9 protein-coding genes and 1 pseudogene are annotated in these 11933 nt (G+C 74.0%); 8 read left to right on the top strand and 2 right to left on the bottom strand.

The features are described from left to right. Positions 1-626: pseudogene (locus GJ743_RS19185) on the bottom strand (DEAD/DEAH box helicase); the annotation flags it as partial. A gap of 294 nt (positions 627-920) precedes the next feature. Between GJ743_RS19185 and GJ743_RS19910 the strand changes: the two are divergent. The 4 genes from GJ743_RS19910 to GJ743_RS04555 all read left to right on the top strand — a co-directional run bounded on the left by GJ743_RS19910 (position 921) and on the right by GJ743_RS04555 (position 4550). Beyond that, positions 921-1472, top strand: coding sequence for a GNAT family N-acetyltransferase (locus GJ743_RS19910; protein WP_155050752.1), 552 nt, complete (start codon positions 921-923; stop codon positions 1470-1472). Between the two features lie 109 nt (positions 1473-1581). Continuing rightward, on the top strand, positions 1582-2736 hold the full coding sequence (locus GJ743_RS04565) for a hypothetical protein (RefSeq protein WP_155050751.1): 1155 nt from the start codon (positions 1582-1584) through the stop codon (positions 2734-2736). Positions 2737-2823: 87 nt separating this feature from the next. Continuing rightward, on the top strand, positions 2824-3831 hold the full coding sequence (locus GJ743_RS04560) for an alpha/beta hydrolase (RefSeq protein WP_155050750.1): 1008 nt from the start codon (positions 2824-2826) through the stop codon (positions 3829-3831). A gap of 119 nt (positions 3832-3950) precedes the next feature. Further along, positions 3951-4550: an antibiotic biosynthesis monooxygenase gene (locus GJ743_RS04555; RefSeq protein WP_155050749.1), complete on the top strand. Its 600-nt coding sequence runs from the start codon at positions 3951-3953 to the stop codon at positions 4548-4550. 66 nt (positions 4551-4616) lie between these two features. Here GJ743_RS04555 and GJ743_RS04550 read toward each other — a convergent pair whose 3' ends face one another. Beyond that, positions 4617-5390: an IclR family transcriptional regulator gene (locus GJ743_RS04550; RefSeq protein ID WP_155050748.1), complete on the bottom strand. Its 774-nt coding sequence runs from the start codon at positions 5388-5390 to the stop codon at positions 4617-4619. 83 nt (positions 5391-5473) lie between these two features. Between GJ743_RS04550 and hutH the strand changes: the two genes are divergently transcribed. The 4 genes from hutH to hutI all read left to right on the top strand — a co-directional run bounded on the left by hutH (position 5474) and on the right by hutI (position 11893). Beyond that, positions 5474-7096 (top strand): histidine ammonia-lyase, encoded by a 1623-nt coding sequence (gene hutH / locus GJ743_RS04545; RefSeq protein ID WP_155050747.1) that lies wholly within the window; start codon positions 5474-5476, stop codon positions 7094-7096. 120 nt (positions 7097-7216) lie between these two features. After that, positions 7217-8746 carry a M23 family metallopeptidase gene (locus GJ743_RS04540; protein ID WP_155050746.1) on the top strand — a complete coding sequence of 510 codons (1530 nt, stop codon included), beginning with the start codon at positions 7217-7219 and terminating at the stop codon, positions 8744-8746. A gap of 151 nt (positions 8747-8897) precedes the next feature. Continuing rightward, entirely contained in the window at positions 8898-10619 is a 1722-nt protein-coding gene (gene hutU, locus GJ743_RS04535; protein ID WP_155050745.1) for a urocanate hydratase, read from the top strand. Beyond that, positions 10616-11893: an imidazolonepropionase gene (hutI, locus tag GJ743_RS04530; protein ID WP_155050744.1), complete on the top strand. Its 1278-nt coding sequence runs from the start codon at positions 10616-10618 to the stop codon at positions 11891-11893. The genes hutU and hutI overlap by 4 nt, the downstream gene beginning before the upstream one ends. Positions 11894-11933 lie beyond the last annotated feature (40 nt).

Genomic DNA, 11933 nt, shown 5'->3' with positions numbered 1-11933 from the left:
AACCGGCGGGGGGCGCGGTCATCGCGGTCGAACCGGCGGGGGGCGCGGTCATCGCGGTCGAACGAGCGGGCGGGACGCTCAGCACGGTCGGACCGACGCGGCGCACGGTCGTCACGGTCGAACGAGCGCGCAGGACGCTCAGCGCGGTCGAACCGACGCGGCGCACGGTCGTCACGGTCGAACGAACGCGCGGCACGCTCGTCACGATCGAAGCGGCGCGGCGCACGCTCGTCACGGTCGAACCGGCGCGACCCGCGGTCGTCGCGATCGAACGAACGCGCAGGACGCTCGTCGCGGTCGAAGCGACGCGATCCGCGGTCGTCGCGGCCGTACGAACGCGCACCGCGCTCGTCACGGCCACCCCGCTCATCGCGGCCGCCGCGCTCATCGCGTCCGGCGCGCTCCGCGCGGTGCGGCGCGCGACCGTTGGCCACGCGCTCCTCGCGCGACCAGCGCGCCTTGGGGGCCTCCGCCTCCTCGGGGCGGTAGCCGCGGTGGCCGGGGCTGCGCGAGCCGGGCTTCTGCGCGCCACCGGCGCGCGTGGCGCTGCGGCGCGAGCTCTTGGCGTACGACGGGTCGAAGTTCTTGGCGGGGCGACCGCCGGCGGGCTTCTTGTTCTTGGGCATCGGAGCTTTCCTGGGTTGTGGTTGCGTGTACATGGCAACCGGCCGCGCGATCGCGCGGCACGACTGGGAACCCGGGAGCATCGTCGACCGGGGCCGTTCACATACGGTGACTATCCGCGCGCGGACTGCGCGTGGAACCGGCCCTCAAGACTCACAAACCCATCCGTGCGACATGCACGGTGTCTGGAACCGACCTCCCAACGATACCGGACACCCCCCTGTGAATACGCCGCACGTCCCATTCCGCCGCGGGAACGTAACGGAGCGGTAACGCGACTGACGTACGCTCTCGTCGTGACCACACCGCCGTCGATCTCCGTCGAGCCGCCGCACGCGGCCGGAGTCTCGCGCCTGCTCGAGGCCGGATCCGCATACTCGCGTGCGCTCTACCCCGCCGGCGGCGGGTGCGTGCAGCTCGAGGCGGCGGAGCTCGCCCGACCCGGCGTGAGCGTCTACGTCGCCCGCACCGACGACGGCACCGCGGTCGGCATGATCGCGCTCATCGACGACGGCGCGCACGGTCAGGGGCGCGCCGAGATCGTCCGCATGTTCGTCGACGAGCCGGCGCGCGGCACCGGCATCGCGGGCCTGCTGCTGCATCGGGTCGAGACGGATGCCTGCGCACGAGGCATCCGCGAACTGGTCCTGCAGACCGGCACCCAGCACCTTCCCGCCCAGGCGCTCTACGCCAAGCACGGGTTCCGTCGAGTGGAGCCGTTCGGTCGCTACGTGGGCGTGCCGGCGAGCATCTGCATGGCGAAGTCGCTCGTCGGCTTCGGCGCCGAGCCGCTCGTCGGCTTCGGCGCAGAGCCGTTCGACGATCGCCCGCTCGCCGTCGGCGAGTAGGCACGGCAGGCGGCGCACGCCGCTCGCCCCCGCTGCCCTCCGATCGGGTGGGTGCGCGACGACGCCCCGACCGGGCATGCTGATCGGACCACCGAACCGGAGGTCACGCATGCTCGCGCTCCTCGCCGCCGTCGCCGCGGGCGTCACCGCCGGCGGCGTGCTGGGCGCGATCGCGACGGGCGATCCGATCTACATCATCCTGTGGTCGCTGGCCCTTCCCGTGGCGATCGTCGCCGCGGTCTTCGCGGGGCTCCGCAGCGCGGGTGCGTTCGATCCGGCGCGGGCGGCGTCGGTCGCTGCCGGCTCCCCCGCCGTCGTCGGCGACGCCGCGCTCGCCCGCGTCGAGCGCGTGCACCGCGCGGGGGCCCCCACGGGCGACCGCACCGAGGTCGACCTGACGCTGACGGTCGCGCCCGACGACCGCGCCGCGTACTCGACGACCCATCGCGAATTCGTCGCCCAGGCGGCACTCGACGAACTGCAGCCGGGTTCGATCATCGTCGTGCGCAGGCCGGATGCCGCGTCGGCCGACGTCGTGCTCGACCTCGACCCGCCCGCCGACCTGGCCGCCCGACGCGACGCCGAGCAGCTGCGCAGCGGCGCGGAACGCACGGTCCCGCTCGCCTCCGAGGCACCGCGCTGGACGAGCGACCCGCGAGCGCCCGGGCCGCAGCGTGCTCGATCAGGCCGACGCGCCTGGCGCACGGCGTTCCTGGGGGCCGTCGTCGTCGTCACGGCGGTCCTCGTGCTCGTGCCGGCGTTCGACTCGATCGGTCGCCTCAGCCGCGCGCTGGCCTCCGGCGATCCTGCCTCGGCCGGCGTCGTGCTCGGCGACCGCCACCAGGAGATCGTCGAGGCCCTCGCGCGCGAGACCGGCGGCACGGTGTTCATCCGGATCGGCTTCTACGGCGACTACGCCCTCGCGTCCGCGCCGAGCGCGCCCGGCGCGCTCACGATCGACGGCTACGAGTACCGCTACGACCGCACCGAGCACGGCGGCCCCGACCCGATCCAGCCCGACGACCCGGCCGCCGAACTGTTCGACGTCGACCAGGTCGACTTCTCCCGCGTGCCCGAGTTCATCGAGGCCGCGAAGGAGGATGCGGGCATCAGCGACCCCGACTCGGTGATCGTGCTGGTCGACCGCTCGACGGTGGCGGATGACTCGGGCGAGCGCCCGGTGCAGGTCCTCGTGCTCCTCGACGCGCCGTACGAGAACGCGTCGGTCGTCGTCGACCCCGAGACGGGTCGCCCGGCGGAGTGACGGACGTCGACACCGCCCGGTCCGGTGTCGGCCGTCCGCCGATCCTGGGGTAGCATCACCTCACCCCTGGACCCGGAGCCCCCACCCATGACCCGACTCTCCGGCCTCCGCCGCGGCCGGCGTCGCCGGCCCGTGCGGATCGCCCTCGCCGTGAGCGCAGCGCTCGCGGTCGCCGCCGTCGCCTCCGCGTTCCACCAGCCACTGCGCGAGCTGGACCCGAATGCGCGGCAGGCGTCGAGCGAGGTCGCGGGCAACGAGATCATCGGCATCCGCACCTTCGAACCGTCCGCCGACCTCCGCGTCGACGCCGACCTCGAGTACGCCGTCGCCGACGACGGCACGATCCTGACGCTCGACGTGTGCCGCCCCGCGGCATCCGCCATCGCCGGCACCAAGGCAGCGGTCGTCTCGGTGCACGGCGGCAGCTGGGCGCGCGGCGACAAGGCGAACGCCGACTGGCGGAACGTGTGCCTGTGGCTCGCGAGCGAGGGATTCGTCGCGGCATCCGTCAACTACCGGCTCGTGCCCGACGCGGTCTACCCGGCGCAGATCGACGACGTCGCGGCCGCGGTCGCGTGGCTGCGCGAACCCGCGCAGCTCGAACGGTTCGGCATCGACCCCGCTCGCATCGGCGCGTTCGGCGGCTCGGCCGGCGGGCACCTCGTGTCGCTGCTCGGCACGCTCGGCGAAGGGTCGCTCGACGCGGGCTCGCGGGTCGCTGCGGTCGCCGAGCTGTCCGGCCCGGTGGGGCTCGGCCTGCCCGAGCTCGATGCGGATGCCGCGTCCGAGTGGCTGCGCGGCATCGTCGGCGAGTTCCTCGCCTGCGAGCCCGGCGCCGCCGACGAGGCGTGCCCGCAGGCGATCGACGCGTCGGCGACCGCGCACGTCGATCCGACCGATCCCCCGTTCTTCATCGGGCACGCCGAGTCCGAGGTCGTCCCGCTCGCGCAGTCGCAGCGGTTGGCGGACACGCTCGGCGCGTCGGCCGTCGAGGTCGAGCTCGCGGTCGTGCCGGGCGAGGCGCACTCGATCGGCATCCTCGACGAGGGCCTGCGCGAGCGGGTCGCCGCCTTCCTGCACGCGCACCTCGGCTGACGTCCGCGCCGGGCCGTCGAGCACCGACCCGCCCACCACCGACCCGCCACGCGTCGGCCCACCCGGCACCATCCCGCCGGCGCAATGCGCCCGACACGTGCATGCGCTGTGATGGACGCATGGGCACCGAACCGATCACCGTGTCGATCCGCCGCGAGGTCGACCCCGACCGCATCGCGGAGGCGACGGTCTGGGTGCAGACCGGCGTGAACCTCGCCAACCGCTACCCCGGCTTCCTCGGGTCGGGCTGGGTGCGCGCCGGCGAGGACTCCGATGTGTGGCACATGCTCTACCGCTTCGCGAACGAGGAGACGCTCGAGGCCTGGGAGCGATCGCCCGAGCGCTCGTGGTGGCTCGAGATGGGCCGCGGGTTCGTGCGCGCCGAGAAGGCCAAGCGGCGCACCGGCATCGAGGGCTGGTTCGACGATCCGGCGACGGGCTCGGTGCCGGCGGTCACGGATGACGCGGGGCCGGCGGATGCCGCGCTCCCGCCCGCTCCCCCGCGCTGGAAGCAGGCCGTCAGCATCTGGCTCGGGTTCTTCCCGGTGAACCTGGTGTTCTCGCTGCTCGTCGCGCTCGCGCCGTGGTGGGAGGACGTGCCGCTCGCACTGCGGGTGCTCATCACGACCCTCGTCCTGACGCCGATCATGACGTACTGGGTGCTGCCGTGGGTGACGCGGATGCTCCGGGGCTGGCTGGCACCGTCGCGGGCGGGGTGAGCGACCGGGCGACCCCGCGCGTGGCCGCGCTCCGCGGCCTGCAGCCGGGTTCGGCGGGCCGTCGGCTCAGCGCGCGCCGATCCGGCGTGAGAGCGTCGCGGCGGCGTCGATCACGGCGCCGCTCGCCGCGTCCACGAGCTCGTCGGAGGCTCCCTCGGCGAACGTGACCGCGATCGCCGCGGCCGGCCAGCCGAGGTGGTCGAGCACGGGTGCGCCGACGGAGGCGAGCCCGCGCGTGACCTCGCCGTGCTCGCCCGCGACGCCCGCGGCGCGTGCCTCGGCGAGCACGGCCTTCAGGCGCGAGTACGTCCAGGGCGCGGCATCCGTCGTCGAGGGCAGGTCGGCGAACGCGGCCCGGTCGGGGTAGAGCGCGCGCAGCTGCGCGGGCGGCAGGGCCTGCAGCATCGCCCGGCCCGAGGCGGTGAGGTGCGCGGGCAGGCGCACGCCGACGTCGGAGACGAGCGACGGGCGCCGCGGAGCGCGCTCCTCCACGAGGTAGAGCACGTCGCGGCCGTGCAGCACGGCGAGGTGACCCGACTCGCCGAGTCGGTCGACGAGCGCCGCAACGAGCGGTCGGCCGAGCCGCGTCAGCGGCTGCTGCCGGCTGAACCCGCTCGAGAGCTCGAAGGCGGCGACGCCGAGGCCGTATCGGCGCTCCTCCGGCAGGTGCACGACGAAGCCCCGCTCCTGGAGCACGCCGAGCAGGTGGTACGTGGTCGAGCGGGGGAGCCCGAGCGCGGTCGCGATCGAGGCGGCGGGCACGGGGCCGCGCTGGGTCGCGAGGTGGCTGAGGATCCGCAGCACCTGGTCGGCCGCGGGCACCTTGGATGCATCCGACATGCGCTCCCCTTCGTCCGGTATCCCGGACGGCAGCGTACTCCGCCGCGTTCCGACGCGCGCGGGAACGGTGTGGAATCGGACGTATGAGCACGATCGCGCCCGCACCCGCCCGCACCGCGGCATCCGTCACCGTCGGCACCGGCCCGCTCTCGATCGACGACGTCGTCGCGGTCGCGCGCCACGACGCACGCGTCGAGCTCGACCCGGCCGCGCTCGCCGAGGTCGCCGCGAGCCGCGCGATCATCGACGACCTGGCCGCCGACCCGCAGCCGCACTACGGCATCTCGACGGGCTTCGGCGCGCTCGCCACGACCTTCATCGCCGAGGACCGCCGAGCGCAGCTGCAGGCGAGCCTCGTCCGCTCGCACGCCGCCGGCTCGGGCCCCGAGGTCGAGCGCGAGGTCGTGCGCGCGCTCATGCTGCTGCGCCTCTCGACGCTCATGACCGGCCGCACGGGCGTGCGCCGCGAGACCGCCGAGACCTACGCCGCGATCCTCAACGCGGGCATCACCCCGGTCGTGCGCGAGTACGGGTCGCTCGGCTGCTCCGGCGACCTCGCACCGCTCGCGCACTGCGCGCTCGTCGCCATGGGCGAGGGCGAGGTCCGCGTGCGCGTTCCCGTCGGTCGAGTAGCGACGCAGGAGCGTATCGAGACCTCCCTTCCGGACACCACGGAGATCACGGATGCCGCCTCGGCCCTCGCCGCCGCCGGCATCGCGCCGCTCCACCTCGGCGAGAAGGAGGGCCTCGCCCTCATCAACGGCACCGACGGCATGCTCGGCATGCTCGCGCTCGCGATCCACGACCTGCGGATGCTGCTCGCCACCGCCGACGTCGCCGCGGCGATGAGCGTCGAGGGCCTGATGGGCACCGACGCCGTCTTCGCGGCCGACCTGCACGCGCTCCGGCCGCAGCGCGGCCAGGCCCTCTCGGCCGCCAACATCCGTAACGTCCTCGCGGGCTCCCCCATCGTCGCGAGCCACAAGGGTCCGGAGTGCGCGCGCGTGCAGGACGCCTATTCGCTGCGCTGCGCGCCGCAGGTGCACGGCGCCGCGCGCGACACGGTCGCGCACGCGGCATCCGTCGCCGAGGCCGAGCTCGCGAGCGCGGTCGACAACCCGGTGCTCACGCCCGACGGGCGTGTCGAGTCGAACGGCAATTTCCACGGCGCGCCCGTCGCGTACGTGCTCGACTTCCTCGCGATCGCGGTGGCGGATGTCGCCTCGATGAGCGAGCGCCGCACCGACCGATTCCTCGACAAGGCACGCAACCACGGGCTGCCGCCGTTCCTCGCGCACGAGGTCGGCGTCGACTCCGGGCTCATGATCGCGCAGTACACCGCCGCCGGGATCGTCTCCGAACTCAAGCGCCTCGCGGCCCCCGCGTCGGTCGACTCGATCCCGTCGTCGGCCATGCAGGAGGACCACGTGTCGATGGGCTGGGCGGCCGCGCGCAAGCTCCGGCGCGCGCTCGACGGCCTCACCCGCGTCGTCGCGATCGAGGTCATGACGGCCGCTCGCGGCCTCGCGCTCCGGGCGCCGCTGGAGCCCGGCGCCGCGACCGGCGCGGTCGTCGATCTCGTCGCCGCGACCGGTGCGACTCCGGGCGAGGACCGCTTCCTCTCGCCCGAGATCGAGCGCGTCGTCGAGGCGGTCCGGTCGGGCGCGGTGCTCGATCGCGCGGGAGCGGTCGCCGCGCTCGTCTGACGCGCGCACATCCTGCGCCCCGAACGGGGGAGCGTCAAGGGCTGACCGGTCCTTGTGCGGCGTTCCCGGAACAGGGCAGACTTGGGGGGTGCCGGCGCGGTTGCCGGCCCAGGAAGCCCTATGTTCCAAACCCGAGACGTCGACGAGCGAGACCCGTTCCGAGCGAGGCCCGCTCGGAGGTGCACCGCTGCGATCGCAGCCATCGCCGGTGGCCTGCTGTTCAGCCTGTCCGCGATCGCGCCGGCCGGCGCGGAAGAGCTCGACACGACGACCTCGGTCTCGAGCGAGGCCGACGGCACGGCCACGACCACCGATTCGACGGCCGACGCGACCGACGATCCCGCGCCGACCGATCCGCCGGCGACCGAGGAGCCGGCGCCGTCGCCCGAACCGACGACCGATCCCGAGCCGACGACGGAGCCCGAGCCGACCCCGACCCCGACGCCGACGCCGACGCCGACGCCTGATCCGACGCCGACCCCGACGCCCACTCCGGATCCGACGCCGACTCCCACACCCACTCCCACCCCGACGCCCACGCCGACCCCGACGCCCACGCCGACCCCGTCGCCGTCACCCACCGCGTCGCCGTACGCACCCGGCGTCTCGGCGCCGTTCGTCCTCGTCGGCGACGGCCCCGTGGCGCAGATGGTGCAGGTCACGACCGTCGGCACGGCCGACTCGCAGACGTCGGCGCTCGCCGGCCTGCGCACGAAGCTCACCTCGGCGATGACGGAGCTCCGGAGCGCCGAGGCGGCGCTCGCCTCCGCGCGCAGCACCCGCGCCGTCGCGCGCGCGGTCGCCGAACGCCTCGACGAGCAGGCCGCCGATGCCCGCCATACGGCCGAGACCGCGGCGAGCGTCTACCTCGACGCCGTCGAGGGCGACGGTGCGGCGATGCGGTCGATGGCCGCCGCGATGGGCTCCGGCAAGGACCTGCTGGCAGGCCTCGCCGGCATGGAGCGCGTGCAGAGCCTCGCCGGCGACTCCGATCGCCTCCGAGCGATCGCGGAGCGTCGCGACGCCGATGCCGACGCCGCCGAGGAGCGCGCGGCGGCCGCGTGGCAGGCGGTCGACGCCATCCCGATCGACGAGTTCGAGAACGACGTGGTCGTCGCCGAGGGCGTCGTGGCTGCGGCCCGCGCCGCATTGAGCGGTGCGCAGACGCGTCTCGCGGCCTCCGACGTGATCTCGACGTTCGCGAACATCCCGATCGACGGCGGTCAGCTGAGCGACCAGGGCTGGGCCTCGCCCGTGTTCGGATCGCTCACCGACGGCTTCGGCCCGCGGCCCGACAAGCCGCTTCCCGGCGTGAACGAGTTCCACCGGGGCACCGACATCGCCGCGCAGTGCGGCACCGGGATCTTCGCCGCCACCGACGGCGTCGTGATCCAGGCCGGCGCGAACGGCTCGTACGGCAACTGGATCCTCCTCGATCACGGCGACGGCGTCACGACGGGCTACGCGCACCTGCGCGACGGCGGCATCCTCGTCGAGCAGGGCCAGGTCGTGGCGGCGGGCGAGCTGATCGGCGCGGTCGGCAGCACGGGCGCCTCGACGGGCTGCCACCTCCACTTCGAGGTCCGGCTCGACGGCGTCGCGACCGACGCGATCCCGTTCATGGCGGCACGCGGCGTCAGTCTCGGCTGAGTCGCCCGCGGCGCCGCGACGTCTCGCACGGCATGTTCGGCGTCCCAGTTCGGCGTGGCGGTTCGGCGTGGCGGCCGGCGAGTCCGGGATCCCGGACGCCGGCCCCGCGGCATCCGTTGTCGACGCCCTCGCGAGGGTGTGGGATCGGAACATGACCACCGCCGCACCCACCGAGGCCGACGCCGTCGCCGGCCCCCGCACCGTCCGCGCCGCCCACGGCACCGAGCTCTCGGCGAAGAGCTGGCAGACCGAGGCACCGCTGCGCATGCTCATGAACAACCTCGACCCCGAGGTCGCCGAGCGTCCGGAGGACCTCATCGTCTACGGCGGCACCGGCAAGGCCGCCCGCAGCTGGGAGGCGTTCGACGCGATCACGCGCACGCTGCGCGAGCTCGAGCCCGACGAGACGCTGCTCGTGCAGTCGGGCAAGCCGGTCGGCGTCTTCCGCACGCACGAGTGGGCGCCCCGCGTGCTCATCGCCAACTCGAACCTCGTCGGCGACTGGGCGACGTGGCCCGAGTTCCGCCGCCTCGAGCAGCTCGGCCTCACCATGTACGGCCAGATGACCGCCGGCTCGTGGATCTACATCGGCACGCAGGGCATCCTGCAGGGCACGTACGAGACCTTCGGCGCCGTCGCCCGCTCGCTCGCCGCGAAGCGCGGCGCCTCCGCCGACGAGATCGCGAACGCCTCGCTCGCGGGCACGCTCACGCTCACCGCCGGCTGCGGCGGGATGGGCGGCGCGCAGCCGCTCGCCGTCACGATGAACGGCGGTGCCGTGCTCATCGTCGATGTCGACGAAACGCGCCTCACCCGCCGTGTCGAGCACGGCTACCTCGACGAGGTCGCGCCGTCGCTGGATGCCGCGGTCGAGCGCGTGCTCGCCGCGAAGGCCGAGGGTCGCGCGCTCAGCGTGGGCGTCGTCGGCAACGCGGCCACGGTCTTCCCCGAGCTGCTCGAGCGCGGCGTCGCGATCGACATCGTGACCGACCAGACCAGCGCCCACGACCCGCTGTCGTACCTGCCGATCGGCGTGTCGCTCGAGGAGTGGCACGCACTCGCGGCATCCGACCCGCACGAGTTCACCGAGCTCTCACGGAAGTCGATGGCGGCGCACGTCGAGGCCATGGTCGGCTTCCAGGCACGCGGCGCCGAGGTCTTCGACTACGGCAACTCGATCCGCCGTGAGGCCGAGCTCGGCGGCTACGAGCACGCGTTCGACTTCCCCGGCTTCGTGCCGGCCTACATCCGGCCGCTCTTCGCCGAGGGCAAGGGCCCGTTCCGCTGGGCCGCGCTCTCGGGCGACCCGGCCGACATCGCGGCGACCGACCGCGCCATCCTCGAACTGTTCCCCGAGGATGCGCACCTGCGTCGCTGGATCGAGCAGGCCGGCGAGAAGGTCCACTTCGAGGGCCTGCCCGCGCGCATCTGCTGGCTCGGCTACAAGGAACGCCACCTCGCGGGCCTGAAGTTCAACGAGATGGTCGCCTCGGGCGAGCTCTCGGCGCCGATCGTGATCGGCCGCGACCACCTCGACTCCGGCTCGGTGGCGTCGCCCTACCGCGAGACCGAGTCGATGGCCGACGGCTCCGACGCGATCGCCGACTGGCCGCTGCTCAACGCGCTGCTGAACACCGCGTCGGGCGCGACCTGGGTGTCGATCCACCACGGCGGCGGCGTCGGGATCGGCCGCTCGATCCACGCCGGCCAGGTCGTGGTGGCCGACGGCACCGACCTCGCCGCGGAGAAGATCGCGCGCGTGCTGGTCAACGACCCCGGCACGGGCGTCATGCGGCACGTCGACGCGGGGTACGACCGCGCCGTCGAGGTGGCTCGCGAGCGCGGCCTGAACGTGCCCATGATGGACGCATGACGGACGGCGGTGCGGTGCGGCGGATGCTCCTGACGAACATCGGCGAGCTCGTCACCAACGACCCGGCCGACGGACGCGACGGCGGTCCGCTCGGCATCGTCCACGATGCGGCCGTCCTCGTGGACGAGGGCCGCATCGTGTGGGTCGGACCTGCCGCGCACGCGCCGTCGCACGCCGACGAAGCCCGGCACGAGCGCGAGGACCGCCTCGACGGCGACGAGCATCGCACCGCGTGGGACGCGGACGTCGAGGTCGTCGACCTCGGCGGCCGGGCGGTCATCCCAGGCTTCGTCGACAGCCACACGCACCTCGTGTTCGGCGGCGACCGCGCCGAGGAGTTCGCGGCTCGTATGGCCGGACGTGCATATTCAGCCGGCGGCATCCGCTCGACCGTCGCGGCCACGCGTCGGGCGACCGACGACGAGCTGCGCGCGCGTCTTCTCGGTTTCGTCGGCGAGCTGCGGCGCCAGGGCACGACGACGTTCGAGATCAAGACGGGATACGGGCTCAGCGTGGCCGACGAGGCTCGGCTGGCTCGGCTCGCGGCCGAGGTGACCGACGAGGTCACATTCCTCGGCGCGCATGTTGTTCCGTTCGAGTTCCGCGAGCCCGAGGGGCCCGGCGCCGACGCGTACGTCGACGTGGTCATCGGCGAGATGCTCGAGGCGTGCGCGCCGCATTCCCGCTGGGTCGATGCATTCTGCGAGCGCGGCGCGTTCACCGAGGCGCAGTCGCGGCGCGTGCTCGAGGCCGGCCGTGCGGCCGGGCTCGGCGTGCGCGTGCACGGCAACCAGCTCGGCGAGGGTCCGGGCGTCCGGCTCGCCGTCGAGCTCGACGCGGCATCCGTCGACCACTGCACGTACCTCACCGACGCGGATGTCGCGGCCCTCGCCGGCTCGTCGACCGTCGCGACCCTGCTGCCGGGCGTCGAGTTCTCGACCCGCCAGCCCTACCCCGACGCGCGCCGACTCATCGACGCCGGCGTGACCGTCGCGCTCGCGAGCGACTGCAATCCCGGGTCGAGCTTCACGAGTTCGATGCCGTTCTGCGTCGCGGTCGCGGTGCGCGACATGGGCATGACGCCGGCCGAGGCCGTGTGGGCTTCGACCGCCGGCGGTGCGGCCGCGCTGCGGCGCACGGACGTCGGCGCGCTCCGCCCGGGTTCCCGTGCCGACCTCGCCGTGCTCGATGCGCCGAGCCACGTGCACCTCGCGTACCGACCCGGCGTGCCGCTCGTCGCGGAGACGTGGAAGGACGGCGTGCGCGTGGCGTGAGCCGCGGCATCCGCTCGTCGCCCACGCGGTGGGCGTGACA

The sequence above is a fragment of the Agromyces bracchium genome, from assembly GCF_009709675.1.
In the GTDB taxonomy this organism is placed as follows: domain Bacteria; phylum Actinomycetota; class Actinomycetes; order Actinomycetales; family Microbacteriaceae; genus Agromyces; species Agromyces bracchium.
The sequence above is the reverse complement of the archived record's forward strand: the minus strand, read 5'-3'. Positions and strand labels throughout refer to the sequence as shown.

What these genes read in the sequence shown, in the direction of transcription:
- GJ743_RS04555 (WP_155050749.1), top strand. Translation starts at nt 3,951, where the DNA reads ATGGGCACCGAACCGATCACCGTGTCGATCCGCCGCGAGGTCGACCCC.
- hutU (WP_155050745.1), top strand. Translation starts at nt 8,898, where the DNA reads ATGACCACCGCCGCACCCACCGAGGCCGACGCCGTCGCCGGCCCCCGC.
- hutH (WP_155050747.1), top strand. Translation starts at nt 5,474, where the DNA reads ATGAGCACGATCGCGCCCGCACCCGCCCGCACCGCGGCATCCGTCACC.
- GJ743_RS04565 (WP_155050751.1), top strand. Translation starts at nt 1,582, where the DNA reads ATGCTCGCGCTCCTCGCCGCCGTCGCCGCGGGCGTCACCGCCGGCGGC.
- hutI (WP_155050744.1), top strand. Translation starts at nt 10,616, where the DNA reads ATGACGGACGGCGGTGCGGTGCGGCGGATGCTCCTGACGAACATCGGC.
- GJ743_RS04550 (WP_155050748.1), bottom strand. Translation starts at nt 5,390, where the DNA reads ATGTCGGATGCATCCAAGGTGCCCGCGGCCGACCAGGTGCTGCGGATC.
- GJ743_RS04540 (WP_155050746.1), top strand. Translation starts at nt 7,217, where the DNA reads ATGTTCCAAACCCGAGACGTCGACGAGCGAGACCCGTTCCGAGCGAGG.
- GJ743_RS04560 (WP_155050750.1), top strand. Translation starts at nt 2,824, where the DNA reads ATGACCCGACTCTCCGGCCTCCGCCGCGGCCGGCGTCGCCGGCCCGTG.